23 protein-coding genes are annotated in these 24968 nt (G+C 63.6%); 13 read left to right on the top strand and 10 right to left on the bottom strand.

Annotation, left to right across the window (positions count from 1 at the left end; all coding sequences use genetic code 11):
• Positions 1-481: 481 nt before the first annotated feature.
• Together phbB and A4R29_RS26825 are read right to left on the bottom strand one after the other, a co-directional pair.
• Positions 482-1207, bottom strand: a complete 726-nt coding sequence (phbB, locus tag A4R29_RS26830) for an acetoacetyl-CoA reductase (RefSeq protein ID WP_013529183.1) — start codon at positions 1205-1207, stop codon at positions 482-484.
• Between the two features lie 198 nt (positions 1208-1405).
• Positions 1406-2584 carry an acetyl-CoA C-acetyltransferase gene (locus A4R29_RS26825; protein WP_063173233.1) on the bottom strand — a complete coding sequence of 393 codons (1179 nt, stop codon included), beginning with the start codon at positions 2582-2584 and terminating at the stop codon, positions 1406-1408.
• 299 nt (positions 2585-2883) lie between these two features.
• Between A4R29_RS26825 and phaR the strand changes: the two genes are divergently transcribed.
• On the top strand, positions 2884-3495 hold the full coding sequence (gene phaR / locus A4R29_RS26820; RefSeq protein ID WP_013529185.1) for a polyhydroxyalkanoate synthesis repressor PhaR: 612 nt from the start codon (positions 2884-2886) through the stop codon (positions 3493-3495).
• 21 nt (positions 3496-3516) lie between these two features.
• On the opposite strand, the gene A4R29_RS26815 is transcribed toward phaR, so the two are convergent.
• Positions 3517-4656: a citrate synthase gene (locus A4R29_RS26815; RefSeq protein WP_027162501.1), complete on the bottom strand. Its 1140-nt coding sequence runs from the start codon at positions 4654-4656 to the stop codon at positions 3517-3519.
• A gap of 92 nt (positions 4657-4748) precedes the next feature.
• On the opposite strand from A4R29_RS26815, the gene A4R29_RS26810 reads away from it, so the two are divergent.
• The 3 genes from A4R29_RS26810 to A4R29_RS26800 all read left to right on the top strand — a co-directional run bounded on the left by A4R29_RS26810 (position 4749) and on the right by A4R29_RS26800 (position 7987).
• Positions 4749-5837, top strand: a complete 1089-nt coding sequence (locus A4R29_RS26810; RefSeq protein ID WP_063173232.1) for a citrate synthase/methylcitrate synthase — start codon at positions 4749-4751, stop codon at positions 5835-5837.
• Between the two features lie 187 nt (positions 5838-6024).
• Positions 6025-6807 (top strand): 3-hydroxybutyrate dehydrogenase, encoded by a 783-nt coding sequence (locus tag A4R29_RS26805; RefSeq protein ID WP_082827500.1) that lies wholly within the window; start codon positions 6025-6027, stop codon positions 6805-6807.
• A gap of 49 nt (positions 6808-6856) precedes the next feature.
• The gene (locus tag A4R29_RS26800; RefSeq protein ID WP_027162499.1) at positions 6857-7987 is read left to right on the top strand and encodes a patatin-like phospholipase family protein; all 1131 of its coding nucleotides are present in this window, start codon (positions 6857-6859) and stop codon (positions 7985-7987) included.
• Between the two features lie 33 nt (positions 7988-8020).
• Here A4R29_RS26800 and A4R29_RS26795 read toward each other — a convergent pair whose 3' ends face one another.
• The gene (locus A4R29_RS26795; RefSeq protein WP_063173230.1) at positions 8021-8617 is read right to left on the bottom strand and encodes a TetR/AcrR family transcriptional regulator; all 597 of its coding nucleotides are present in this window, start codon (positions 8615-8617) and stop codon (positions 8021-8023) included.
• 123 nt (positions 8618-8740) lie between these two features.
• Here A4R29_RS26795 and A4R29_RS26790 point away from each other — a divergent pair, with 123 nt between their 5' ends.
• From A4R29_RS26790 to A4R29_RS33420, 6 genes are all read left to right on the top strand, one after another.
• Complete coding sequence (locus A4R29_RS26790; protein ID WP_013529191.1) at positions 8741-9202, top strand: (2Fe-2S)-binding protein; 462 nt, start codon at positions 8741-8743, stop codon at positions 9200-9202.
• Between the two features lie 2 nt (positions 9203-9204).
• Complete coding sequence (locus tag A4R29_RS26785; RefSeq protein WP_063173229.1) at positions 9205-11478, top strand: xanthine dehydrogenase family protein molybdopterin-binding subunit; 2274 nt, start codon at positions 9205-9207, stop codon at positions 11476-11478.
• Positions 11475-12083, top strand: coding sequence for a hypothetical protein (locus A4R29_RS26780; protein ID WP_063173228.1), 609 nt, complete (start codon positions 11475-11477; stop codon positions 12081-12083). The genes A4R29_RS26785 and A4R29_RS26780 overlap by 4 nt, the downstream gene beginning before the upstream one ends.
• 155 nt (positions 12084-12238) lie before the next feature.
• The gene (locus A4R29_RS26775; RefSeq protein WP_082827499.1) at positions 12239-13414 is read left to right on the top strand and encodes an efflux RND transporter periplasmic adaptor subunit; all 1176 of its coding nucleotides are present in this window, start codon (positions 12239-12241) and stop codon (positions 13412-13414) included.
• Positions 13415-13494: 80 nt separating this feature from the next.
• Entirely contained in the window at positions 13495-16668 is a 3174-nt protein-coding gene (locus A4R29_RS26770) for an efflux RND transporter permease subunit (protein ID WP_063173226.1), read from the top strand.
• Between the two features lie 92 nt (positions 16669-16760).
• Positions 16761-16919, top strand: coding sequence for a DUF3309 family protein (locus A4R29_RS33420; RefSeq protein WP_013529196.1), 159 nt, complete (start codon positions 16761-16763; stop codon positions 16917-16919).
• 57 nt (positions 16920-16976) lie between these two features.
• Here A4R29_RS33420 and A4R29_RS26765 read toward each other — a convergent pair whose 3' ends face one another.
• Together A4R29_RS26765 and A4R29_RS26760 are read right to left on the bottom strand one after the other, a co-directional pair.
• Positions 16977-17936, bottom strand: a complete 960-nt coding sequence (locus A4R29_RS26765) for an SDR family oxidoreductase (RefSeq protein WP_063173225.1) — start codon at positions 17934-17936, stop codon at positions 16977-16979.
• Between the two features lie 114 nt (positions 17937-18050).
• Positions 18051-18260: a DUF680 domain-containing protein gene (locus A4R29_RS26760; protein WP_063173224.1), complete on the bottom strand. Its 210-nt coding sequence runs from the start codon at positions 18258-18260 to the stop codon at positions 18051-18053.
• A gap of 114 nt (positions 18261-18374) precedes the next feature.
• Between A4R29_RS26760 and A4R29_RS26755 the strand changes: the two genes are divergently transcribed.
• On the top strand, positions 18375-19283 hold the full coding sequence (locus A4R29_RS26755; protein ID WP_063173223.1) for a LysR family transcriptional regulator: 909 nt from the start codon (positions 18375-18377) through the stop codon (positions 19281-19283).
• On the opposite strand, the gene A4R29_RS26750 is transcribed toward A4R29_RS26755, so the two are convergent.
• The 3 genes from A4R29_RS26750 to A4R29_RS26740 form a co-directional block, all read right to left on the bottom strand.
• On the bottom strand, positions 19247-20422 hold the full coding sequence (locus A4R29_RS26750; protein ID WP_063173222.1) for an MFS transporter: 1176 nt from the start codon (positions 20420-20422) through the stop codon (positions 19247-19249). The genes A4R29_RS26755 and A4R29_RS26750 overlap by 37 nt on opposite strands.
• 116 nt (positions 20423-20538) lie before the next feature.
• Positions 20539-20847 carry a DUF1244 domain-containing protein gene (locus A4R29_RS26745; protein ID WP_013529201.1) on the bottom strand — a complete coding sequence of 103 codons (309 nt, stop codon included), beginning with the start codon at positions 20845-20847 and terminating at the stop codon, positions 20539-20541.
• A gap of 11 nt (positions 20848-20858) precedes the next feature.
• Positions 20859-21656: an N-formylglutamate amidohydrolase gene (locus tag A4R29_RS26740; RefSeq protein ID WP_063173221.1), complete on the bottom strand. Its 798-nt coding sequence runs from the start codon at positions 21654-21656 to the stop codon at positions 20859-20861.
• Between the two features lie 245 nt (positions 21657-21901).
• On the opposite strand from A4R29_RS26740, the gene A4R29_RS26735 reads away from it, so the two are divergent.
• Both A4R29_RS26735 and pyk read left to right on the top strand, forming a co-directional pair.
• Positions 21902-22390, top strand: coding sequence for a DUF1036 domain-containing protein (locus A4R29_RS26735; RefSeq protein ID WP_013529203.1), 489 nt, complete (start codon positions 21902-21904; stop codon positions 22388-22390).
• Positions 22387-23823 (top strand): pyruvate kinase, encoded by a 1437-nt coding sequence (pyk, locus tag A4R29_RS26730; protein WP_013529204.1) that lies wholly within the window; start codon positions 22387-22389, stop codon positions 23821-23823. Before A4R29_RS26735 ends, pyk begins: the two co-directional genes overlap by 4 nt.
• 43 nt (positions 23824-23866) lie before the next feature.
• On the opposite strand, the gene A4R29_RS26725 is transcribed toward pyk, so the two are convergent.
• On the bottom strand, positions 23867-24931 hold the full coding sequence (locus tag A4R29_RS26725) for an alpha/beta fold hydrolase (RefSeq protein WP_063173220.1): 1065 nt from the start codon (positions 24929-24931) through the stop codon (positions 23867-23869).
• Between the last annotated feature and the right edge of the window lie 37 nt (positions 24932-24968).

The raw sequence follows: 24968 nt of genomic DNA, 5'->3' as shown, positions 1-24968 counted from the left end.
GTTCACGGCTATATGTGGATTTCACGGCCGCGACACGCACCACATGCTGAATCGCTGAACTGGCCCGTTTCGTGCTAAGAGGGCATTGCCATTAACCTTTGCCGATAAACGATCACAGTGGCTTGGCATGCCTCGACCAAGGCTATGAACTTGTTGATCTTTCTTAATCCGCGTTAAGCAATTGGCAGGGGATTCAGGCTGTCGTCGTTAACGTTCAGCTCAAAGCCGGAACGAATCGGCGACGAATCAGCGATAGCGGAATTTTCCCGTTTTGTTCACCCCAATATCTTGTGTTGTGAACAGCTTATCCACCGAGAATCCACAGGCTTGGAAGCAGGTTTCGCACAGGCCGGCCGGGCCGCTGTTAACCTCTGCGTGCCGGATTGGGTCAGCAGCCGTGCTGTCACTTCGAAGGACCATAGCGCCAACGAAAACGGGCCGGCGCGCCGGCCCGTCGATCTCTGCGCCTACATCGCCGTCGTCAGGCGAAATACTGGCCGCCATTGGCCGTGATGGTCGAGCCGGTGATGAAGCCGGCATCTTCGGATGCGAGGAAGACGACGCAGCGCGCGATTTCCTCGGGCTCACCGAGCCGGCCGACAGGAATCTGCGGAATGATGCGCTCGTTGAGCACCTTCTCGTCGATCGCCTTGACCATCTCGGTGGCGATATAGCCGGGACAGATGACGTTGACAGTGATGCCGGCGCGCGCCCCCTCTTGGGCGAGAGCCTTGCTGAAACCGATATCGCCGGCCTTGGCGGCGGAATAGTTGACCTGGCCGGCCTGGCCCTTCTGGCCGTTGATCGAGGAGATGGTGATGATGCGGCCGAACTTGCGGTCGCGCATCCCGCTCCACAGCGGATGCGTCATGTTGAAGACGCCGGACAGGTTGGTGTCGATGACCTCTTTCCACTGCTCGCGCGTGATCTTGTGGAACATGGCGTCGCGGGTGATGCCGGCATTGTTGACCAGCACCGAGACCGGGCCGAGATCGGCCTCGACCTGCTTGATGCCGGCGGCGCAGGCATCATAGTCGGCGACCGACCATTTGTAGACCGGAATGCCGGTCTCGGCCTTGAATTTCGCCGCTGCGGCGTCATTGCCGGCATAGTTCGCCGCAACCGAATAGCCGACGGTCTTCAATGCGATCGAGATCGCCGCGCCGATGCCGCGCGATCCGCCTGTGACGATTGCTACCTTGGTCATGCATTTCCCCTTTTTTGATATCGCCCTGTTGTCGGGCTTGGCAGGCACTGGATACAGAACGGGCGGCTAAAGCGCGTCGCGCTGAAGTAGGTTCAGGCGATGCGCTTCAGATGTTTGGTTTTATGCATGTCGGTGTTCCCAAAACCGCTGCGCACTTTTGGGCGACATGCATGCACGCCGCCCGTTTAGTGACTTTCTTCAGAGTGCTTCGACACACATGGCGACGCCCATGCCGCCGCCGATGCACAGGGTAGCGAGACCCTTCTTGGCGCCGCGCCGGCGCATTTCGAAGACCAGCGTGTTGAAGACGCGAGCGCCGGACGCACCGATCGGATGGCCGATGGCGATGGCGCCGCCATTGACGTTGACGATCGAGGGATCCCAGCCCATGTCCTTGTTGACGGCGCAGGCCTGCGCCGCAAAGGCTTCGTTGGCCTCGACCAGGTCGAGATCGCCGACCGACCAGCCGGCCTTTTCCAAGGCCTTGCGCGAGGCGGGAATGGGTCCGGTGCCCATGATCTGCGGATCGACGCCGGCGGTTGCCCAGGACACGATGCGCGCCAGCGGGGTGATGCCGCGCCTCACCGCTTCCGCTTCGCTCATCAGCAGCGCGCCGGCGGCGCCGTCATTGATGCCGGAGGCGTTGGCGGCGGTTACCGTGCCGTCCTTGTCGAAAGCCGGTTTCAGCTTGGTCATGGCGTCGATCGTGGCGCCGTGGCGGATGTATTCGTCCTGGTCGACGATGGTGTCGCCCTTCTTGCCCTTGATGGTGACGGCGACGATCTCGTCCTTGAACTTGCCGGCCTTCTGCGCGGCCTCGGCCTTGTTTTGCGAGGCGAGCGCGAACTGGTCCTGGTCTTCGCGGGTGATCTGGAACTGACGCGCGACGTTTTCGGCTGTGTTGCCCATGTGGTAACCGTTGAAGGCGTCCCACAGCCCGTCCTTGATCATGGTGTCGATCAGCTTGAAGTCGCCCATCTTGACGCCGGCGCGCAGGTGCTGGGCATGCGTCGAAAGCGACATCGATTCCTGGCCTCCGGCGATGATCACCTTGGCATCGCCGATGGCGATCTGCTGCATGCCGAGCGCGATGGCGCGCAGGCCCGAGCCGCAAACCTGATTGAGGCCCCAGGCGGTGGTTTCCTTGGGCAGGCCGGCATTGATCGATGCCTGGCGGGCCGGGTTCTGGCCTTGCGCGGCGGTCAGCACCTGGCCGAGGATAACCTCGTCGACCTCGCCTGGTTCGACGCCGGCGCGTGACAGCAATTCCCTGATGACGACGGCCCCGAGCTCATGCGCCGGGGTGGCGGCGAAGGCGCCGTTGAAGGACCCGACCGGCGTGCGCGCCGCACTGGCAATGACGATGGAAGCGGACATTTTCTTCTCCAGACTTCAAGGGTGTTGTTCTGTCGTTGGGGACTTTTCTTGCCCTTTCCCAACCCCAAGTCAAACCGGAAATGGGCATGGCGCCCATGCGCCGCAAGCAGGCCATGCCTTGCCATGGCGGCCATTCGTCCATTGCTGCGCAGCATATTTTGCCTGCTATGCAGCATTTAGTGATCCCGCACTGCACAAACTGCTTGGAATTGTGAGGCTTTTGCGCATATCCTCAAAAAAGGCACAATCGTTATCGGCGGCTTACTCAGAGGCGCGCCGGTGTCCCCGGGAGGATGTAGATGGCCGCTAAAGACGATCCGATCATCATCAAGAAATACGCCAATCGCCGCCTCTACAACACCGGCACCAGCACCTATGTGACGCTCGAGGACCTCGCCGAGATGGTCAAGAAGGGCGAGGAGTTCACCGTCCAGGACGCCAAGACCGGCGACGACATCACGCATCCGGTGCTGACCCAGATCATCTTCGAACTGGAGAACAAGGACGGGCAGAACATGCTGCCGATCCCGTTCCTGCGCCAGCTCATCGCTTATTACGGTGACCAGATGCAGATGATCGTCCCGAGCTTCCTCGAACAGTCGATGCTTGCCTTTTCCAAGGAGCAGGAGCGCTTTCGCGAGCAGATGAAGGGGGCGCTCGGCAAGTCGCCGCTCGACATGATGAAGATCACCACGCCGATCAAGGCGCTGGAGGAACAGACACGGCGCAACATGGAAATGTTCCAGAATGCGATGCGGCTGTTCACGCCGTTCCCGCCTGCGGGCTCCACGCCAGCCGCTGCGACGTCGCCCGAGCCGGCCAGGAAGGAAACGCCTGACAAGCCCGACGATCTTCAGGAACTGAAGGACCAGATCGCGGCCATGCAGCGCAAGCTCGACACGATGTCCTGAGCGCCTGGCGTTCTTGCGGCCTTACACCAGCACGCCCTCATAGCGGCCGCGCGGCCGGATGACACTTCCGCTTGTTATCTGTTCGACCGTGTGCGCGGCCCAGCCGACGCTGCGTGCGAGCGCGAACAGGCGGAACGGTGCATCGCGCGGCAAGCCTAGGCTGCGCGTCAGCGCGGCCAGCCCAAAGTCGATGTTGGGAAGCGCGCCGGTCGCCGCAAAGGCAGCGTCGCGCAGCGACGATAGTGTGCCGTCAACCTCGATCACCGACAGCAGCGCCGCCCCGCGGGGGTCGCCGTCAGGATAGAGCTGATGACCGAACCCCGGCAGCGGCCGGTCATGGCTGAGCCAGCGCCGGATCGTCGCATCGGCGCCATGCCGCGCCGCATCCTCCGCCAGTTGCATCACCGCCTCGCCGGCGCCGCCATGGCGCGGGCCTGACAGCGTCGCGAGCCCTGCCAGCAGGCAAGCGGCCAGCGGCGCGCCGGTCGAGGCTGCGACGCGCGCGGCGAAGGTCGACGCATTCAGTTCATGATCGGCAAGCAGGACAAGCGCACGGCGGATCGCATCGGCGCGGCCGGCATCCACCGACCAGTCCTGCGCAAGCCGCTGATGGACGGGATTTGACCCCGCCGGTGCGCCCAGCGCGGCGGCCAGCACGCCGACCGCGTGCGCGGCATCGGCATGCAGCGAGGCGGCGCTGCGCCCGAGCGACGGGCGCCCCTGGCCGGCAAGCACGGCAAGTTGCGCAAAGGCCGAGGCTCGGCCAGCTTGATGGGGTGCGTCCGGCGACGCTGCTTCGAAAGCCACCGGTTTCGGCAAAGCCCAGAGAACGGCGGCGGCTTCTTCCAGTGTGGCGTGCCCGGAGAGCACTGCGGCGTCCTGCCCGCGATAGATGAGCCGACCGTGCGAGACGGTCGAAATCGCCGTTACGATCGAGGGCTCGCCCCAGGCGATGGCGCTTTCGGCGATGACTGACGGGCTGCGGCCGCGCGCCCGGCGGGTCGCCAGTGCGGCGATATCGTCGGCGCGGTACTGGCTGCGGCGCGGATCGGCGCGGTCGGGCCGCATGCCGATGCGCCCACGGCTGACATAGGCGTACAGCGTCTGCGCCCGCACCTTGAGTCTCTCCAGCGCCTCTTCCCGGGACAACCACTCGGACATATCGAGCCCTGATATTGATTCTATTGATCAAGATTGATGGAAACGTTGCCCATCTCTATCTCCGATCCGGAAATGCTTCAAGGAGACAGGCTATGGCGAATGGGCTCGATGATGTGGTGGCGGCGGAAACCGTGCTTTCCGATGTGGATGGTCTTGGCGGCCGTCTGACGATCCGAGGTCATTCGCTGCCGGAACTGGCCGGCCGTTGGAACTATGCCCAGGTGGTTAGGCTGCTGCTCGACGGCTTCTTCAACGACCTTCCCGATGATGCGCAACTGACGCGGGCGCTGGGACAGGCGCGTGCGGACGTGTTCGAACGGCTCTTGCCCTCGCTGCCTTTGCTGGCGCCGCTCGATGTCTACAGCGCCATGCGCGCCGGCATGGCGCTGCTGCCGGATGGCGAGACCTTGACCGACGCCTTGCTGCTGATCGCGGCGCCCGCCGTGCTGACGCCGGCGCTGCTGCGCCTGCGGCGCGGCGAGCAGCCGATCGCGCCGGACAGCCGCGCCGATCATGCCGCCGACATGCTGAGGATGCTGAGCGGCCGCGTCGCCTCGCCGGCGCTCACAAAAGCGCTCGACACCTATCTGGTGACCGTCTGCGACCATGGCCTCAACGCATCGACCTTTGCGACGCGCGTGGTCGCCTCCACGCAGGCCGGCCAGACATCCTCTGTGCTGGCCGGGCTTGGCGCGCTCAAAGGGCCGCTGCATGGTGGCGCGCCTGGCCCCGTCATCGAGATGCTGGATGCGATCCAGGCGCATGGCGATGCCGCCGGCTGGCTGCGCAACGAGATCGCGCAGGGCAGGCGCATCATGGGGTTCGGCCATCGCATCTACCGTGTGCGCGATCCGCGCGCCGATGTGCTGAAGGCCGTGGTGCGGCAACTCGGCGGCGAGGGCGAAACCGGTCGCCGGCTGGCCTTTGCGGAGACCGTCGAGCAAAGGGCGCTCGAGGTGCTTAGGATCGCAAAGCCGCAGCGTTCGCTGCAGACCAATGTCGAGTTCTACACCGCGCTGGTGCTGCAAGCGGCGGGCTTTCCGCCGCAAGCTTTCAGCAATGTCTTTGCCGCCGGGCGCGTGGCCGGCTGGATCGCGCATGCGCGTGAACAGCAGACGACTGGACGGCTGATCCGACCGCAGTCGCGCTATATCGGGCCGGTGCCGGACCTGGTCGCCTGAGGTTCTTTCGGCGCCTGGCGAGCGACACCGATCCGATCAGGATCCTCCTGGTGGGCGGCCGTGTGGCCGCTCATGACGAAAATTTCATCTCGTCGAAAAATTCTGGCCGCTGTTATTGCGTCGCATTGAGCATATATGCTGCACTGCAACATAAGATCGCTCTTGCCGCAACCAGAGGATTTCGACCTTGGCCGCCAGAAAAACCGCAGTCATCACCGGCTCCACATCGGGCATTGGCCTGGCCATCGCCCAGGCGCTGGCGGCCGAAGGCCATAATGTCGTCGTCAACTCCTTCTCCGACACGGCTGCCGACCACGCCGTCGCGGACGCGATCGCCAGACAGCACAAGGCGAAGACGGCCTATATCAAGGCCGACATGTCGAAGCCGGCCGAATGCCGGGCGCTGATCGCCAAGGCGGCCGAGACATTCGGTTCGGTCGATATTCTCGTCAACAATGCAGGCATCCAGCATGTCGCGCCGGTGGAAGAGTTCCCGATCGAGAAATGGGACGCCATCATTGCCATCAACCTGTCGTCGGCGTTCCACACCATCGCGGCCGCCATCCCGCTGATGAAAAAGGCCGGCGGCGGCCGGATCGTCAACATCGCCTCGGCGCATGGCCTGGTCGCGTCACCGTTCAAATCGGCCTATGTCTCGGCCAAGCACGGCATCATGGGATTGACCAAAACCGTTGCGCTCGAACTGGCGCGCGAAAAAATCACCTGCAACGCCATCTGTCCCGGCTATGTGCTGACGCCGCTGGTCGAGGCGCAGATCCCCGACCAGATGAAAGCCCATCAGATGGACCGCGAGACCGTCATCCGTGAGGTCATGCTGGACAAGCAGCCGACCAAGGAATTCGTCACGGTGGAGCAGATCGCGGCAGCGGCGGTGTTCCTGTGCTCGGACGCGGCGGCGCAGGTCAACGGCACGCAACTGTCGGTCGACGGCGGCTGGACCGCCGCGTGAGGCGCAAAACTCTCTCATCCACCCAAAGGGATAGATCAAGGACGACGCCATGACCAAGAACGGCAAGGCGGAGGAGACGAAGAAGATCAACGTAGCGCTTCAGGGCGGCGGCTCACACGGGGCCTTTTCCTGGGGTGTGCTCGACCGGCTGCTGGAGGACGGACGGCTGGAGATATCAGCAGTGTCCGGCACCAGCGCCGGCGCCATGAACGCGGTGGCGCTGGCCGATGGATATGTGCGCGGCGGTGTCGAAGGCGCGCGGCAAAAACTTGACGATTTCTGGCGCGCGGTGGCGGCCAAGGGGCGGTTCAGCCCGGTGCAGCGCATGCCGTGGGACGTCGCCTGGGGCAACTGGTCGATCGAGAACACGCCCGGCTATCTCTTCTTCGACACCATGTCGCGGGTGTTCTCGCCCTATGTCGCCAACCCACTCGGCCTCAATCCGCTGCGCGACGTGGTGCAGCAGGAGATCGATTTCGAGAACGTCCGCGCCTGCAAGTCGATGGAACTGTTCATCTCGGCGACCAATGTCGAGACCGGACAGTTGCGCGTGTTTTCCGACGGCGAGATCGACCTCGATACGGTGATGGCCTCGGCCTGCCTGCCGCAATTGTTCCGCGCCGTCGAGATCAAGGGCGTGCCCTATTGGGATGGCGGCTATGGCGGCAATCCGGCGCTTTATCCGTTCTTCAAGACGGCTGCGACCGAGGACGTGCTTCTGGTGCAGATCAATCCGGTGGTGCGCGAGGGAACACCAAGAAGCGCCAACGAGATCCAGAACCGCATCGACGAGATCACCTTCAACGCCGGGCTGCTGCGCGAATTCCGCTCGATTGCCTTCGTCAAGGAGCTGATCGCCGCCGGCCGTCTGCCGCATGGCGAGTACCGCGACATCCGCATGCACCGCATCGATGCCGACGAGGCGTTCAAGGACCTGTCGGCGTCCTCGAAGGTCAATGCCGAATGGGCGTTCCTGACCTATCTTAGAGATCTCGGCCGCACCGCCGCCAGCGACTGGCTGGAAGAGAATTACGACGCCGTCGGCAAGCGACCGACGCTCGATCTCTCCGGCGAACTGGATGACGGCTTCAAGCCGGTACGCGGTCCGGCACCCGGCCGGCGGGTCAAGGAATTTCTTGCGGCCCGCAAGAACCCGGAGGCAGAGCGCCGGCGCGCCTGAGCGACCAATCGATGTGCATCGATTGGTCCGCAATCATGCTTTCAAGGTCAGGTCGATCACCCTGATCAGGGCAGCGGCTGCCTGCCGCTGCCCTTCCGGATCTCTGATCCGCGCCTTCATGCCTTCCAGCCCGTCGAGCAGCATGTCGGCAAGCAGTTGCGCCGACAGGCCCCTGGCCGCCAGATCGACGCCGTTCCTGGCTGCCTCGCCCTCTATCGCGGCGCCGATGTGTTGGCCAAGCCCGCCGCGCCAGCAGCCCACCAGATCGCCAAGGCTCGATTTCATGTCCAGCAATTCGGCGCCGTGCGGCGAGGCAACGACCGCGCTCATCATCGAGATAAAGGCCTCATCGATGGCTCGCATCATGCGCTCGGTGAAAGGGCCGTCGCCGGATAGGGCAAACCTTGCCGCCTCGACCGAGCGCGACAGGATCATCATGGCGATGGCGCGGAAAATGTCGGTCTTGTTCTTGAACAGGAGATAGAGCGCCGGGCGCGACATGTCGGCGGCACGGGCGATGTCGTCCATGGTGGTGCGCGAGAAGCCATAGGCCAAAAACACCTTCATCGCGCCATCCAGAATACGGGCGCGTTTGGGATCGGCGGTGGCGATGTCTTCGATCTGGTTCATCGAGCAATTCTATCCTGCAAAATCCTAATTGACAAAATGACGAAATTTGTCAATCTGTATCGGAGCGAAACGGCCGGGAGGCCGCTTCGCCCTTGGCAGTGGACGACAACAAAGGGTATCCCCATGCGCCTCACCGTCGACGGTCAGTCATTCGATATCGACGCCGATCCGGACATGCCGCTGCTGTGGGCACTGCGCGATCTCATTGGCAAGACCGGGCCAAAGTTTGGCTGCGGCATCGCCGCCTGCGGCGCCTGCACTGTGCATGTCGACGGTCAGCCGGTGCGTTCCTGCTCACTCCCAGTTGGGCAGGTCAGCGGCGCTGTCACCACCATTGAAGGCATCGGCACGGCAGGCGGACTGCATCCGGTGCAGCAGGCATGGCTGGAGGAACAGGTCGCGCAATGCGGCTACTGCCAGGCCGGCCAGATCATGAGCGCGGTGGCGCTGCTCGATGAAGTCGCCGACCCCAGCGATGCCGACATCGACAACGCCATGGGCGGCAATCTCTGCCGCTGCGGCACCTATCCCAAAATCCGCTCGGCCATCAAAAAGGCCGCGGCGCTCAAGACGGCGGGGCTCTGACCATGGCCAGTGTCGGAAAGATCGCCCGCCGCACGTTTCTGATTGGCGCTGCCGCTGTCGCTGGCGGCGTTGCCGTCGGCTATTACTACTATCGCAAGCCGTTCCCGAACCCGCTCGAGGCCGAGCTTGGCAAGGGCGAGGCGACGTTCAACCCTTATGTGAAAATCGGCGCCGACAACACCATCACCATCGTCGCGCCGCGCGCCGAGATGGGGCAAGGCATTTCGACGACGCTTGCGGCCATGGTCGCAGAGGAACTCGACGTCGGGCTCGACCGGGTCATGGTCGAGCATGGACCGGCATCCCATGCCTACTACAACGCCGCGATCCTCGAGGAGGGCGGTCCGTTCGCCTTCTTCGATGAAAGCCTGACCGCGCAGGCGGTGCGTTCCGGTCTCGGTGTGGTCGGCAAATTCCTTGCCCTGCAGGGCACCGGCGGTTCGGCTTCGACACGCGACGGTTTTGACAAGATGCGGCAAGCGGGTGCCGCTGCCCGGCAGATGCTGGTCGCAGCGGCAGCGCAAAAACTGGGTGTCGCGGCGGCCGATCTGGAAACGGCCGACGGTTCGATCCTGCACAAGGCGTCGGGCAAATCGCTGACCTACGGCGCGGTCGCCGCGGCTGCCGCCGCGATGGCGCCGCCGGCCGAAGTCAGGCTCAAGGACCGGGCCGACTGGAAGCTGCTGGGAAAGCCGCAGAAGCGCATCGACATGCTGGCAAAGCTCACCGGGGCGTCGATCTTCGGCATCGATGTCCGGCTGCCGGAGATGGTCTACGGCACGGTCAAGATGAGCCCGCGCTTCTGGTCGAAGCCGGTCAAGGCGGACCTCTCCAAAGCCGAGAAAATGCCTGGGGTGATCAAGATCGTGCCGCTCGAGACGAATTACGGCCATGGCTTCGGTATCATCGCGAATAATACATGGGCAGCATTCAAGGCGGCCGAGGCGATCGACGCCCAGTGGTCCGATCCTGAATATCCGCTCAGCAGCGCCGCCATTTCAGATGTGCTGAAGCAGGCGCTTGCCACCAAGGGGTCGGTGATGCGCGACAATGGCGATGTCGAAACCGCCTTTGCCGACGCGCCGCGCGAAAGCATCATCGAGGCAGACTATGCCGTGCCCTATCTGGCGCATGCGACGATGGAGCCGATGAACGCCACGGCACAGTTCAGGGACGGTGCGCTCGACATCTGGTGCGGCAACCAGGCGCCGACCCTGGTGCGGCAGCTTTGCGCCAACGCGGTCGGCATCGAGCAGGACAAGATCAATGTGCACACCACCTTCATGGGCGGCGGTTTCGGCCGGCGCGTCGAGATGGACTACGCGCTGTGTGCCGCGCTGATGGCGAAGGAGACGGGCGGACGCCCGATCAAGGTGACCTGGACGCGTGAAGAAGACATGCGGCACGACGCCTATCGGCCGGCTGCTATCGGCAAGTTCCAGGCGCGGCTCGGTGACGATGGCATGCCGATCGCGGTCGACATGAAGATGGCCTCGCCATCGGTGATTGCCGGTACGCTGCGCCGGCTGTTCCCCTCGGTATCGCCGCTCGGTCCCGACAAGACCATTGTCGACGGCGCCTATGACCAGCCCTACACGATCCCGAATTACCGGGTTAGGGGTATCGCGGCGCCGGTCTCCATCCCTGTCGGCTCCTGGCGTTCGGTCGGCAGTTCGGTCAACGGCTTCTTCCATGAGGGCTTCATGGACGAGATCGCGGTCGCCGGAAAAATCGATCCGGTCGAGATGCGCAAGAGACTGATGGCCGCCTATCCCTCGGCGGTGAAGGTGGTCGAGAAAGTCGCCGCGATGGCGAAATGGGGCGAGGCGCTGCCCGCCGGCAAGGCCAAGGGCATGGCCTTCACGCTGTCCTTCGGCAGTTGGGTCGGCGAGATCGTTCAGGTGGCGGACACGCCGGCCGGCATCCGCATCGAGAAGGTTTGGATCGCCGCCGATGTCGGCACCGCGCTCGATCCCGGCATCATCGAGGCGCAGTTGATTTCCGCCGCCATCTACGGCCTTTCGGCGGCGATGGGTCAGGAAATCACCTTCGCCGACGGCATGGTCGAACAGTCGAACTTCCACGATTTCGATGCCATGCGGATCTTCCAGTGCCCGGTCTTCGAAGTTGCCATCCTGGAAAATTTCCACAAGATGGGCGGCGTCGGCGAGATCGGCACACCGCCGGCGGCTCCAGCACTCGCCAACGCCATCTTCGCGCTCACCGGAAAGCGCATCCGCACGCTGCCGCTGTCGAAAACGGTGGCCTTCGCATGAAGAAGCTCCTCATCATGCTGACGCCTGCTGCCATGCTCGTGCTCGCAGCGCCGTTTGCGATTGCGCAAGAGAGCCAGACGCCGGCGCCGGCGACCGTCGACGCGGCGAAAGGCCTGTCCGAATGGGACAAGGTCTATGCGGTGTTCTCGCATCCGCGCTGCGCCGACTGTCATGTCGCGGACGACCGGCCGCGATGGTCGGGTGCGCACTATCGCGGTACGCGCGTTCACGCCTTCAATGTCCAGCGCGGTGCTGACGGGTCGGGCTTCGGCAATCCGGGCCTGCGCTGCACGGCTTGCCATTTCTCCAGCAATTCCAAGGCATTGCACGGGCCGCCCGGGGCCGAGAACTGGCATCTGGCGCCGGCCGAGATGGCCTGGTTCGGCAAATCCTCGGCCGAAATCTGCGCCCAGATCAAGGATCCCCTGCGCAATGGCAACCGCAGCTTGAAGGACATCGCGCTGCATGTTCGCGACGACAGATTGATCGCCTGGGGCTGGGCGCCGGGGCCGGATCGTGAACCGGCTCCGGGCTCTGCCGAAGCGACCTATCAAGCGATCGAAGACTGGGCCGCGGCGGGCGCATCTTGTCCGCCGGGGCAATGATCTTGCAACTTTCAGACTATATTGCGGTGCAACTTTGATGTAGAAGCGCGCTTCGCCGATCACGGCAAATTGAACACGGCTTGGCGCGCACCCATATCGGCGACGCGCCCGCGTTATGAGGACGCTGGCCGAACCCGCAGTGGAAAACAACGACGATGCCGAGAATCAGGTTTCACAAGCTTGCAGCCATTGTTGTGCTCATTGGTTTCGCGGCGTGGATGGCGACAGGCGAGTTTTCGTCGGTCGGCAGCGTAGCCGCCAACAAAGCCAAGGCAGCCGAAGCCGAACAGGCCAAGGCGCCGGACGCGGCCAAGCCGAAGACGGCTGAAGCCGAGCCGAAGGCACCGCTGCGCACCGTTGCGGTGGTGACGCCGCCACGCAAGACCTATGCACGCGCCATCCGCATTTCCGGGCTGACCGAAGCCGACAAGCGGGCGGTGCTGGCGACGCGCGTCGCCGGTGTCATCGACAAGCTGCCTGTCAAGCAAGGCGATCACGTCAAGACGGGGGATCTGGTGCTGATGCTTGCGGCGGAAGAAAAGATCTCGATGGTCGACAATGCAAAGCAGTTGGTGGTGCAGCGCCAGGCCGAGTTGGACGCAGCCTTGCGGCTGATGAAGACCGGCAATCTGCCGAAGCTGCAGCTCGACACCGCGCGCTCGAACCTGACCTCGGCGCAGTCGCAACTGGAAACGGCACAGGCCGAACTTGACCGCAACGAGGTGAAGGCGCCCTTCGACGGCGTTATCGACCGGGTGCCGGTGGAACTTGGCAGTTCCATCATGCAGGGCGGCGAGGTGGCAACCATCCTCAAGCTCGATCCGGTGATTGCCCGCGGCGAAGTCAGCGAGCGCGATCTCGGCTACCTGAAACTCGGGGACAAGGCCACCATACGGCTGGTCAGCGGCCAGACCGTCGAAGGCACCGTGCGCTACATCAGCCGCGACGCCTCTTCGGCGACCCGCACCTTCCGCGTCGAGGTTGCCGTCCCCAATGCCGACGGCTCCGTGCCGGCCGGCATGACGGCGGAAATCGCACTCAGCGCGCTGCCGACCGATGCGGTGCTGCTGCCGCGCTCGGTGGTGACGCTCGGCGACAAGGGCGACCTCGGCATCCGTGCCGTCGGCAAGGACAACAAGGTTGCGTTCTTCCCCATCGACCTCGTCGACGACACGCCGACCGGCTTGGTGCTTGGCGGCATCCCTGCCGATGCGCGCATCATCGTTGCCGGCCAGGAACTGGTGAAGGAAGGCGATGAGGTCAAGCCGGTCGAAGCCGACCAGGCAACCATCCAGAAACTGCTGGGCGAAGCGACCGCCGGCACGCAGTAGCATGGGGTACGGCGGACAGACCCCGGGCGGGGACACTTGGCTGCGACGCAGCTCGTGAAATTCAAGAACAGGCGTTAGCCATGGATATCGTCAGACTCGCAATCAACAATGCCCGCCTGACCATTTCGGTCCTCGTCTTCCTTCTGCTCGCCGGCTGGGTCGCCTATCAGTCGACGCCGAAGGAAGCCGAGCCCGACGTTCCGATTCCGATGATGTATATCAGCCTGATCTATCAGGGCATTTCGCCTGAGGATTCGGAGCGCCTTCTGCTGCGGCCGATGGAAAGCAAGCTGAAGAGCCTGAAAGGCCTCAAGGAAATGCGCTCGGCCGCCTTCCAGGGCGGCGGCTATGTGCTGGTCGAGTTCCAGCCGCAGACAAATCTGGCGACGGCCTTGCAGGACACGCGCTCCAAGGTGCAGGACGGCAAGGCCGACCTGCCGCAGGCGGCCGAAGAGCCGGTCGTTACCGAAGTCAACATCTCCGAATTCCCCGTCCTCGTCGTCACCCTGTCGGGCGAATTGCCCGAACGCGTGCTGACCGCCGCCGCGCGCGAACTGCGCGACCGTATCGAGGAAGTGCCAGGCGTCCTGGAGGGCTCGTTGCAGGGTTCGCGCGACGATCTTGTCGAAGTCGTCATCGATCCGATGAAACTGTCGTCCTACGGGTTGCAACTCGATCAGCTGATCGGCGCTGTCGGAGCCTCCAACAGTCTGGTCGCCGCCGGCAATATCGAAGGCTCGGAAGGCAAATACGCCGTCAAGGTGCCGTCACTGATCGAGACGCCCGAGGACGTGGCGGCCTTGCCCGTGGTCGCCGGCCCCAATGCCGTGGTGCAGGCCAAGGACATCGCGACGATCCGCTCGACCTTCGCCGATGCCACGACGATCACGCGCCTCAATGGCAAGCCGGCCATCGCCATCGAAGTCAAGAAGCGCATCGGCGCCAATCTGATCGACACGCTCGCCAAGGTGAGGGAGGTGTCCGACGCCTACGTCAAGACGATGCCGCAAGGCTTGAACGTCACCTACACGCAGGACAAGTCGGTCTTCGTCAACCAGTTGCTCGGCGATCTGCAGAACCACGTCATGATCGCCGTCATCCTGGTGTTCATCGTCATCCTCTACGCGCTGTCGGGTCGTGCCTCGCTGCTGATCGGCCTGGCCATTCCGTCGTCTTTCCTGATCGGCATCCTGCTGCTGGCGATGATGGGCTACACGATCAACATGATCGTGCTGTTCAGCCTGATCCTGGCTGTCGGCATGCTGGTCGACGATGCCATCATCGTCACCGAGTTCGCCGAACGGCGGATGAGCGAAGGCATGCCGAAGGCGGAAGCCTTCGCATTGGCCGCCAAGCGCATGGCCGGTCCGGTCATTGCCGCGACGATGACGCGCATAGCCGCCTTCTCGCCACTGCTGTTCTGGCCGGGCATCATCGGCGACTTCATGAAGTACATGCCGATCACCCTGATCGTCACGCTATCGGCCTCGATGCTCTATGCGCTGGTGTTCGCGCCGACGCTGGGGGCGATCTTCGCCAAGGCGCCGGAGCATCATGAGGATGATAATCGCGACGGCTGGTACATGGCGATCGTCAAGCAGGCGGTGCGGTTTCCGATTACGGTGGTTTTGCTGACGGTCGCTCTGCTGTTCGGCGTCGGCTTTGCCTATTCGAAATATGGCGCCGGTGTCGAATTCTTCCCCAGTGTCGAGCCCGACTACGGCCTGCTCTACGTGCACGCGCGCGGCAACCTTTCGCTGGCCGAAATGGATACGGCGACCAAGATTGCCGAAAACAGGATGCTCGGCTGGCCCGGCATCAAGTCGGTCTACACCCGCGTCGGCAAGACACAAGGCGGCGGCCAGGATGTCCCTGAAGACGTCGTCGGCGTCATCCAGTACGAATTCATAGATTGGCGCGAGCGCAAGTCGGCGAACCAGATCCTGAACGATTTGCGCGGCGTCATGGCCGGCATTCCCGGCGTCGATGTCGAGGTGCGCGTGCCGGAGGCCGGTCCGCCGACCGGCAAGCCGATCCAGATCAGGCTTTCGGCCGTCGACCCCAAGGGGCTCGACGACAAAGCGCGCGCGGTTGCGGCACGCATCGGCAAGGTGCCTGGCGTCATCGACATTTCCGACGGCCTCCCGCCGCCCGGCGTCGACTGGGCGCTCGAGGTCGACCGTGCCAAGGCAGCGCAATATGGCATCAGCCCAACCGCTGTCGGCACAGTGGTGCAACTGGTGACCAACGGGCTGAAGCTTTCGGAATACCGGCCTGCCGGCGCCGACGACGCCGTCGACATCAGGCTGCGTCTGCCGGAAGACCGGCGCACGCTGTCGACGCTCGACGAGCTCAGGGTGCAGACCTCGCAAGGCTCGGTGCCGATCTCGAATTTCGTCGTGCGCAAGCCGGAGCCGACGGTCGGTATCCTCAACCGTATCGACGGCGCGCGCACGGTGGTCGTCCAGGCAAACGTTGCCGCAGGCGCCCAGGTCGCGGCCGTGCAGGCGGAGGTCACCAAGGCTGTCTCCGGGATGGATCTCGGCAGCGGCATACGTTGGAAGCTGGCCGGCTCGAACGAAGACAGCGCCGAGGCCAGCGCCTTTCTTGGCAAGGCCTTCGGGGCGGCGATCTTCCTGATCTTCCTGGTGCTGCTGATGCAGTTCAACAAATTCACCAGCGTGCTGATGGTGCTGTCCTGCGTGGTCATGGCGACGGTTGGCGTGTTCCTGGGGCTGTTGATCACAGGCGAGACCTTCGGCATCGTCATGTCGGGCATTGGCGTCATCGCTCTGGCCGGCGTGGTGGTGAACAACAACATCGTGCTGATCGACACCTATGACCGGCTGCGCGAAGAAGGCTGGGACAAGATGGACGCGGTGCTGCAGACCTGCCGCGAGCGCGCCCGGCCGGTGGTGCTGACGGCGGTGTCGGCGATCCTCGGCGTGTTGCCGATCGCCTTCGGCCTTGGGCTGGAAATCTTCCATCACGAGACGACGATCAACGCGCCGTCGACGCAATGGTGGATTTCGCTGTCCTCGGCGATCGTCTTCGGCCTGTCCTTCGCCACCTTGCTGACGCTGGTGGTGACGCCGTCGATGCTGATGATTTTCACGCGCAGCAAGAACAGCCGCTTCGATGCGTTTTTCCGCCGGCTGTTCCGGCGCGGCAAGGGAACGGTTTCGCCGACCGACAGGCCTGGCCAGGAAGCAGGCGACGAACCGGAAATCGCCTTTCCGAAAGCCGCCGAATAGACCCCATCGCCGATTTGACCGCAGAGGCCGCCCGGAACAACCGGGCGGCCTTTGCATTGTCTCTGAGCGAAACGTCGAAGCGAGGGCTTCTCATGCCGATCACCACCATCGTCATCATCGTCCTGATCCTTGTCCTCATCGGCGCGGTGCCGGCCTGGCCGCATTCGCGCTCCTGGGGTTATGGGCCGTCGGGTATTGTCGGCGTCGTGCTGGTGGTGCTCATGGTGTTGCTGTTGATGGGACGGCTCTGAGGCGCCCTCTCGTGGATTGTTCAGTGTGCAGAGGGGCGGCGCCCGTGATCGCGGGAGTCAGGCAGCTTTCGCAACGCCATCCACGGTGGCAATGCCGATATCGCCAAGAGCTTCAGCAACCGCCTGATCCAACGGCGTGTGCGGGATCTCGCCGACGATGCCTTCCAGGCGTATCGAAGCCAGCTGATGCGGCTCGAAGCGCAGGTAGGACATGGAGACGATCTCGCGCCACATCGCCACGAACGGGCTGCCAGCGCGCAGCACCCACCAGGGCATCGAAGTCATCTTGAGCGGACGACCAATAGCCTTCTCGGCAGCGGCCTTGATCTGCAGATCGGTGACCGCGTGGCCCGGAAAGTTCAGCGCTTCATAGAAGCCGAGCTTGTCCAGATTGCGCGCCAGCGCGACGAAGCCCATAGCGAAGTCAGGCAGATAGGCCCATTCATGCACGAGGTCGACCGGGCCAGGCGCGGTGTAGATACCCTTGTTGATCTTGGCGGCAACGATCAGGTCGAACCATGATCCGCTGCCGGTGCCGCCGAAGAAATCGCCGGCCCGCAGAAGAATGGTGCGGACGCGGCCCGCGTCGGCCTCGCGACGAAACAATTCCTCCATGGCGCAGCGGATGCGGCCCTTTTGCGTGGTCGGGTGGAAGGGTGTGTCTTCCGATATCACCGCCGGCATCGGCGAGCCGTAATTGTAAACGGTGCCGGGGAAGAGATGCAGTGCGCAGTTCGCATGGCAGGCGGCCATGACATTCTGCGCCATCGGCAGGCACTTGCACCAGTCGGTGTAGATCGGGTTGAGGCCGTTGAAGACGATATCGACACCTTGCGTGGCGCGGATGAGGGCCTCGCGGTCGAGAGCGTCACCGGCAACGGCCGTGGCGCCTTTGAGTTCGGCCGGCACCTTGCCGTTGCGGGTGACGGCGCGGACCTCGTAGCCCGCGTCGATGAAGGCCTTGGCGACCACGCGGCCGAGCCGGCCACCGGCACCGAGAATTGCGATCTTGGTCATTGGAAGCACTCCTGGTTGGGATTTAGGTGGTCGGTCGGGCGATCGAGATCAGCGGCAAGCGCGATCGGGATCAGCGACAGGCGCGATCGGGATCAGCGACAAGCGCGATCGGGATCAGCGGCTGCCGAAGAGATCGCGGTTGCTGCCCTGTGTGACCGGCTTCCGGATGGCCGCACCGGGGTTGTGAATCGAAGCGGGGGTCGTGTTGTCGGTGCTGGTGACAGCCGGCTGGCTGGCGTCGTTCGAACCAAACTTGTCGCTGCCGGCAAAAGCGGCGCTGATGGAAATGAGGATAGCGGCGGTGGTGAGAGCGATCTTGGTCATCTGAGTTCTCCTGGTTGGTGTTTGCAGTCCGTGTTGGTGTCTGCAGCTGGAATATGGTCGCTCCGAATGCGAATGGAAATTGACTACAGATGGCGTTCTGATATTCATAAATGAATGACAGAAATCGACTGGAACCTGATCAAGAGCTTTGTCACCGTGGCGGAATCCGGCAGCCTGTCGGCTGCCGCGCGGAAGCTTTCGGCCAGCCAGCCGACGCTTGGCCGTCACATCGGCGAGTTGGAACAGGCGCTGGGCGTCACGCTGTTCCGTCGAGGACGGCACGGCTACGAACTGACGGAGGCCGGCAGCACGCTGTTCGAACGCGGCAAGGCGGTCAGCGAGCAGGCAAGCGCCTTCTCACTCCTGGCACTGGGTTCGGTTGAGGCTATCGAAGGCACGGTGCGTATCGCCGCCAGCGAGGTCGTGGCGGCCTATGTCCTGCCTGAGATGACGATGCGGCTGGGGATCGAGGAGCCCGGCATCGAGGTCGAGATCGTCGCCTCCAATCAGGTCGAGAACCTGCTGCGTCGAGATGCCGACATCGCCATCCGCATGGTCAAGCCGGCGCAGAACGAGCTGATGGCACGCAAGGTCTGCGACATCGAGCTCTGCGCCTGCGCGGCCAAATCCTATCTCGACAGGCGCGGCCGTCCGCTGAAGCCTGCCGATCTTGTCGACCACGATCTGGTCGGCTTCGACCGCGGCGACGAGATCATCAGGGGTTTTACCCGGCACGGCATCCCCGTCACCCGGAGCAGCTTCCGCTTCAGGGCCGACAACCAGATCGTTTTGTGGGAAGCGGTGCGGGCGGGAAACGGCATTGGTCTTGGCCAGGAGCCGCTGGCCGACAGGGATCCTTTGATTGAGAAGGTGCTGCCTGACCTGCCGCTGCCAGTTCTGCCGGTGTGGCTGGCGATGCATCGCGACGTGCGTACCAGCGTGCGCATCCGCCGTGTGGTGGATTTCCTTCACGAGGAGCTGAAACGCTATTCGGCGGGTGCTGGCGCGAATTCGGCGCGGTGAGCGAGCCCGGCCATCAGCAACACGATGATCAGCAGTCCCGACATGGTGATGAAGATCGGGCCGAAGCTGGAATGCTCGGCAACGAAGCCGATCGCCGACGGCGCCACCAGTATGCCGCAGTATCCGATCGTTGTGACCACGCTCATGCCGGTGCCGGAAGACATGCCTTCCTGGTTGCCGCCGGCCGAAAAGATGATCGGCACCATATTGGCGATGCCGAAGCCGCAAAAGGCAAAGGCTGCAATGGCGAGCCAGGGCGAGGGCGCCAGGCCAGCCACCAGCATGCCGACCGCGGCTACGAGGGCCGACGCGCGTAGCGTCGTCACCGCGCCGAAGCGATTGCGTATGCCGTCGCCGAAGAACCGCGTAACCGCCATGACGCCTGAAAATCCGGCGTAGGCGAGGCCGGCGACGGCGAGATCGGCGCCGAGCTCCTGGCGCAGATACAGGGCTGCCCAGTCGAGCACGGCGCCTTCCGAGATCATCGCCAGCAACGCCATCAGCCCGATCAGATAAACCAGCGGGTTTGCCGGCAGTGCGAATTTGTGGTGCTCGGCCGCCTGCGGTCTGTCTTCGGCGAGGAGATGGCGAACGGCCACCGCGATCACCGCGAAGGCAAACGCCGTTACCGCCGCCGCGTGGACGAGGTGGCCGTAATGCTGGATGGCAAAGCCGCCGAGGCCGCCACCGGCAAAACCGCCGAGACTCCAGAAGCCGTGCGAAGACGACATGACGGCGCGGGAGAGCCGCCGTTCGACCACCACGGCGTTGGCATTCATCGCAACGTCCATGCCACCGATCGAGCCGCCGAAGATGATCATGGCCGCGGCCGCCAAGGGTACGTCGGGCGCCAGCGCCACGACCATGAGACCGAGGCTGCCGCACAGGGCGAACCAACGCAGTACGGTGCGCGAACCATGTCTGGAGATCAAATGGCCACACCAGGTCATCGCGACGACGGCGCCGACCCCAAACAAGAGAATCAGCAGACCGAGCGTGAACTTCGAAATCTCCAGCCGGGTCAGGAACACCGGAATCTGCGGCGCCCAGCTGCCCGTCAGGAAGCCGTTGGCGAGGAAAATGGCCGCGAGCGCCCATCGTCCGCGAATGGCAGTCAGCTTGGCAGTTGACGCGTTCATGAGGCGAATCCCGCAAGAAATGGCTTCGCGCGGCAAATTAGATCGATTCAATTTTCAGTCAAGGCTCTTTCGGGAAGCATTTTTGAGCCAAACACAGCCTTGAGTGATCGCTGGCCTTAATGGTCCTTGGGGCGCCTTGCCTCGAATTCGGCCTTCTTGGCGTCGGAGGCCTCGGTCTGGTTGAGCGCCTGCCATTGCGCATAGGGCATGCCGTAGACGATCTCGCGCGACTGATCCTTGGTGAGATCGACGCCCTCGGCATTGGCTGCCTCGCGATACCAGTTCGACAGGCAGTTGCGGCAGAAGCCGGCGAGGTTCATCAGGTCGATGTTCTGCACGTCGTTGCGTTCGCGCAGATGCTCGACCAGCCGGCGGAAGGCGGCCGCCTCGAAATCGCGTTGCTGCTCGTCGCTGAGTTCGGTCATCGAAACCTCCGTCATAGCGGCCCGGTGCGCGAGCCGAACATCTTCACCACATGTATATCGGGACGGCGGTCGATGGCGTCAACGATCGGCGCCAGCCGTTCGGCCCAGGCGAGCGCGCCCTTCTGGTCCGATATCAAATCCTGTCGGATCTCGATCAGCGCATGGGCGAAGCCGTTGACGATGGCGTGCTTGTACATGGTGTCGCCGCGCAGCGCGCCGTCATAGGGTTCGTTGTCGCCGACGACGAGGTTCCTGTCCTGCGCCAGCATGTCTATCAACGGCCGCGCCACGCGGTCGTCGAGGTCCCACAGGATGCCGACGTGCCAAGGACGCTGGATTCCTTGCATGGCCGGGGTGAAGGAATGCACCGAGAAGATGAAGGGCGCCTGGGCGGAAGCCTGTGCGACCGAGGCGATCATGGCGCTGACGGCGTCGTGATAGGGCCGGTAGAACCCGTCGAGCCGCCTCTCGCGCTCCTCGGCAGCGATGGGGTAATTCCCAGGTACGACAGTGCCGTCATAAAGCTGGCGAATGAGCGTCGGGTCGTCTTCGCCGCGATTGGGATCGATCAGCAGCCGCGAAAAATTGGCGAGCACCGCCGGCACGCCGAGCAGGGCAGCCAGTTCGCGCGTCACGCCCTCGACGCCGATGTCATAGGCGATGTGGCGGTCGAACTCCGCTGAGGGCAGGCCGAGGCTGCCATAGTCGTCGGGCAGGTCGCGACGGGCATGATCGCCCAACAGCACGATGCCTCGCTTGCGGTCGCCCTCGACGATGTCGAAAGGCGCGAAAACTGTGGATCGGGTCATTGGCGGGAAATGGTCTGTTCGCTGGCTTCCGGGGAGGATGCTATCGTCATTCCACGAAGACGACGCTTGCGCAATGCCGTTGTTTGGCCAAGGTTTCCCGGGAAATCTGGCACAAGTCGGCGAATTGTGCGCCGGAGCCTTTCTAAATCGATTGGAATTGGACAAAACGGTGCGTTGACATGCGCCCGGACTTTTCCGAAAAGGGGCGCAGAGAGATGCTGATGTGGTTTTTGAGGGGTTTTCGGATGAGTTCCGCCGGCGGGCAGCGCATGCGCTCTGCCTTTGCCATGCCGCTCCTCACTCTTGCCATCGGCCTGTCGGCCATGGTCGTGGCTTCGCCGGCGCGTGCCGATTTCCGCGTCTGCAACGCCACGCAGAACCTGGTTGGTGTCGGCATTGGCTATCGCGCCAAGGCCGGCTGGATCACCGAAGGCTGGTGGCACATCGAGGGATCGAGTTGCAAGACGCTGATCGAAGGGCCGCTGTCATCAAGGTTTTACTATCTTTATGCAGAAGACGCCGAACGCGGTGGACGCTGGGACGGCCCGATCAACATGTGCGTGGCTGAAAAAGAGTTCAAGATCGCAGGCGTAACCGACTGCGTCGCCCGGGGCTTTCAGCGCGCCGGATTCCAGGAATATGACACGGGCGAACAGGCAAGCTGGATGGTCCAGCTGACCGATGAGTCCACAACGGGAGGCGCTCCAGCCACCCCGGGAACAAACAGTCAATGAGACGTAGCCGCAAGGTCAAGATCCTAGCCACCATCGGTCCTGCCTCCTCCTCGGAGGAGATGCTGAAGAAACTGTTCGAAGCGGGCGCCGATGTGTTCCGCATCAATATGAGCCATACCGACCATGAACTGATGCGCACGCTGGTCGGACGCATCCGCGCTGTCGAGGAAGCCGTTGGCAGGCCGATCGGCATCCTCGCCGATCTGCAAGGGCCAAAGCTGCGCGTCGGCAAGTTCGCCAACGGCAAGGAAGTGCTGACGCAAGGCCAGACCTTCACGCTCGACGACAATCCCGAGCCCGGCACCTCGACCAGGGTCTATCTGCCGCATCCGGAAATCCTGAGCTCGGTCGAAGCCGGCCATCGCCTGCTGATCGACGATGGCAAGCTCGAGCTGAAGGCGGTGAAGAGCGACGGCAAGTCGATCGTCTGCACCGTCGTCGCCGGCACCACGATTTCCGACAAGAAGGGCGTCAGCCTGCCTGACACCGACCTGCCGGTCGGCGCGTTGACCGAGAAGGACCGCAAGGACCTCGATGCCGTGCTGGCCACAGGCGTCGACTGGGTGGCGCTGTCCTTCGTGCAACGGCCGGAGGATCTGGCCGAAGCGCGCAAGATCGCACGCGGCCGGGCGCTGATCATGGCCAAGATCGAGAAGCCGCAGGCTGTCGCCCGGCTGGCCGAAATCATCGAACTGTCCGACGCGCTGATGGTCGCCCGCGGCGATCTCGGCGTCGAGATGCCGCTCGAGGCGGTGCCCGGTATCCAGAAGCAGATCACGCGCGCCGCACGCCGCGCCGGCAAGCCGGTGGTGGTTGCAACGCAGATGCTGGAATCGATGATCACGGCACCGGTGCCGACCCGCGCCGAGGTGTCCGATGTTTCGATCGCCGTCTTCGAAGGCGCCGATGCCATCATGCTGTCGGCGGAATCGGCGGCGGGTGCCTATCCCGTCGAGGCCGTGGCAATGATGAACCGTATCGCCACCAAGGTCGAGACCGATCCGACCTATGCCGGCATCATCAACGCCCAGCGCTCCGAGCCGGAAGCGACCGGCGCCGACGCCATTTCGCTGGCCGCGCGCGAGATCGCCGAAACGCTGAAGCTGTCGGCGATCATCACCTACACCGCATCAGGCACCACAGGCCTGCGCGCCGCCCGCGAGCGGCCGCAAGTGCCTGTTATCGCGCTGTCGCCGATCCTCAACACGGCGCGGCGGCTGTCGCTTTTGTGGGGCACGCATTGCGTTGTCTCGCCCGACGCCGTCGACCTCGACGACATGGTCAACCGCGCCTGCCGCATCGCCTTCGACGAAGGCTTCGGCAAGCCAGGCGACCGCGTCATCATCACCGCGGGCGTACCGCTGCGGACACCGGGTTCGACCAACATGCTGCGCATCGCCTATATCGGGTCGGACACACAAGTCAGCCGCTAGATTCCCAAAGCGTGTCGCTTCTGAACGGTTCGGGCGACCCGCTTTAGGTCGGCGCGAGTTCGGCCTGCGGTACCTTGATATCGGCGCATCTGCCGGCGCCGTAGGCGTCGCTGGCGATGCGCGCCTCCACGGTCCTGGCCATCGCCTGCAGGTCGATACTCTTGCCGGCGACCTTCTCGATGGCGCCGACGGTCAGGTCGGGCGCGATCCAGTCTGGCTTGTGACCGAGATTGTGCACCCAGACGAGTTCGGCACCGGCAATGTCGCGCGCCAGATCGACCGAATGGATATGTGCATAGACCACCTTGTCGCGATCGCCTGAAATGACCACGGTTGGCGCCTTGATCTCGTTGTAGCGCGGTGCGGCGTCGAGGGCATAGCGATAGAGCCCGGCGACATCGGTGGCGTTGGCGCGAAAGGCTTTTGGTCGCAGCACCAGCGGGATAGAGGCCATTCCGAGATAATTGTCCGGCACCTTGTTGGGCGAGAAAACGCAGGTGGTGGCGTCGGCCATCTGCAGTGTACCGGCCGGATAGGTCAGCGTTTCGGAAAACAGCCAGCCGAGCACCGGCATGGTGGTCAGATCGTAGTACCAGGCGGTTGCGCCGCCCGGCCATGGATGGGTCGCCGGTGCGAGGAAGACCAGTCCAAGTGTCTTGTCTGGATGCTCGCGGCCAAAGGCCGATGTCACCACGCCGCCGAAGGAATGGCCGACGATGACAGCCTTCCTGATGCCGAGATGGTCCATCAATGCGGCAATGGTGTTGGCCTGCGCCGACGGGTTCTCGTTGTTGGTGCCGCGACCCGACCAGCCGTGGCCTGGCCGGTCGAAGAACAGCATTTCGGCGCGGCCTTCGAGCAAGGGACGCAGCGGCAGCATCTGGTCCCTGAGATTGGCGCTGGCGCCGTGGATGAAGACGATCGGCGGCAGCTCGGCGTTGGCGGGTGCCGGAACATGGACATAGTGGATGCGGGCGCCGTCGATGTCGGCGAATTCGCCGAACGGCGGATCGCGGTGCTCGATCAGCCATGAGCCGACGCGGGTGATGCCGACAAAGCCGAAGACAAGCGCCATCAGGAAGGCAAGGGCGGCGTAGATCAGGTTCATGGGGGAAGATACGGAGGTGGAGGAGGGTAAGTTGTAG

It is taken from the genome of Mesorhizobium ciceri biovar biserrulae (assembly GCF_001618845.1).
Taxonomy (GTDB): Bacteria; Pseudomonadota; Alphaproteobacteria; order Rhizobiales; family Rhizobiaceae; genus Mesorhizobium; species Mesorhizobium ciceri.
This window is presented reverse-complemented; position numbering and strand designations above follow the sequence as displayed.

What these genes read in the sequence shown, in the direction of transcription:
- A4R29_RS26825 (WP_063173233.1), bottom strand. Translation starts at nt 2,584, where the DNA reads ATGTCCGCTTCCATCGTCATTGCCAGTGCGGCGCGCACGCCGGTCGGG.
- A4R29_RS26755 (WP_063173223.1), top strand. Translation starts at nt 18,375, where the DNA reads ATGACAGAAATCGACTGGAACCTGATCAAGAGCTTTGTCACCGTGGCG.
- A4R29_RS26810 (WP_063173232.1), top strand. Translation starts at nt 4,749, where the DNA reads ATGGCGAATGGGCTCGATGATGTGGTGGCGGCGGAAACCGTGCTTTCC.
- A4R29_RS26785 (WP_063173229.1), top strand. Translation starts at nt 9,205, where the DNA reads ATGGCCAGTGTCGGAAAGATCGCCCGCCGCACGTTTCTGATTGGCGCT.
- A4R29_RS26750 (WP_063173222.1), bottom strand. Translation starts at nt 20,422, where the DNA reads ATGAACGCGTCAACTGCCAAGCTGACTGCCATTCGCGGACGATGGGCG.
- A4R29_RS26735 (WP_013529203.1), top strand. Translation starts at nt 21,902, where the DNA reads ATGAGTTCCGCCGGCGGGCAGCGCATGCGCTCTGCCTTTGCCATGCCG.
- A4R29_RS33420 (WP_013529196.1), top strand. Translation starts at nt 16,761, where the DNA reads ATGCCGATCACCACCATCGTCATCATCGTCCTGATCCTTGTCCTCATC.
- A4R29_RS26815 (WP_027162501.1), bottom strand. Translation starts at nt 4,656, where the DNA reads ATGTCCGAGTGGTTGTCCCGGGAAGAGGCGCTGGAGAGACTCAAGGTG.
- phbB (WP_013529183.1), bottom strand. Translation starts at nt 1,207, where the DNA reads ATGACCAAGGTAGCAATCGTCACAGGCGGATCGCGCGGCATCGGCGCG.
- A4R29_RS26760 (WP_063173224.1), bottom strand. Translation starts at nt 18,260, where the DNA reads ATGACCAAGATCGCTCTCACCACCGCCGCTATCCTCATTTCCATCAGC.
- phaR (WP_013529185.1), top strand. Translation starts at nt 2,884, where the DNA reads ATGGCCGCTAAAGACGATCCGATCATCATCAAGAAATACGCCAATCGC.
- A4R29_RS26745 (WP_013529201.1), bottom strand. Translation starts at nt 20,847, where the DNA reads ATGACCGAACTCAGCGACGAGCAGCAACGCGATTTCGAGGCGGCCGCC.
- A4R29_RS26800 (WP_027162499.1), top strand. Translation starts at nt 6,857, where the DNA reads ATGACCAAGAACGGCAAGGCGGAGGAGACGAAGAAGATCAACGTAGCG.
- A4R29_RS26790 (WP_013529191.1), top strand. Translation starts at nt 8,741, where the DNA reads ATGCGCCTCACCGTCGACGGTCAGTCATTCGATATCGACGCCGATCCG.
- A4R29_RS26765 (WP_063173225.1), bottom strand. Translation starts at nt 17,936, where the DNA reads ATGACCAAGATCGCAATTCTCGGTGCCGGTGGCCGGCTCGGCCGCGTG.
- A4R29_RS26795 (WP_063173230.1), bottom strand. Translation starts at nt 8,617, where the DNA reads ATGAACCAGATCGAAGACATCGCCACCGCCGATCCCAAACGCGCCCGT.
- A4R29_RS26740 (WP_063173221.1), bottom strand. Translation starts at nt 21,656, where the DNA reads ATGACCCGATCCACAGTTTTCGCGCCTTTCGACATCGTCGAGGGCGAC.
- A4R29_RS26725 (WP_063173220.1), bottom strand. Translation starts at nt 24,931, where the DNA reads ATGAACCTGATCTACGCCGCCCTTGCCTTCCTGATGGCGCTTGTCTTC.
- pyk (WP_013529204.1), top strand. Translation starts at nt 22,387, where the DNA reads ATGAGACGTAGCCGCAAGGTCAAGATCCTAGCCACCATCGGTCCTGCC.
- A4R29_RS26775 (WP_082827499.1), top strand. Translation starts at nt 12,239, where the DNA reads ATGCCGAGAATCAGGTTTCACAAGCTTGCAGCCATTGTTGTGCTCATT.
- A4R29_RS26780 (WP_063173228.1), top strand. Translation starts at nt 11,475, where the DNA reads ATGAAGAAGCTCCTCATCATGCTGACGCCTGCTGCCATGCTCGTGCTC.
- A4R29_RS26770 (WP_063173226.1), top strand. Translation starts at nt 13,495, where the DNA reads ATGGATATCGTCAGACTCGCAATCAACAATGCCCGCCTGACCATTTCG.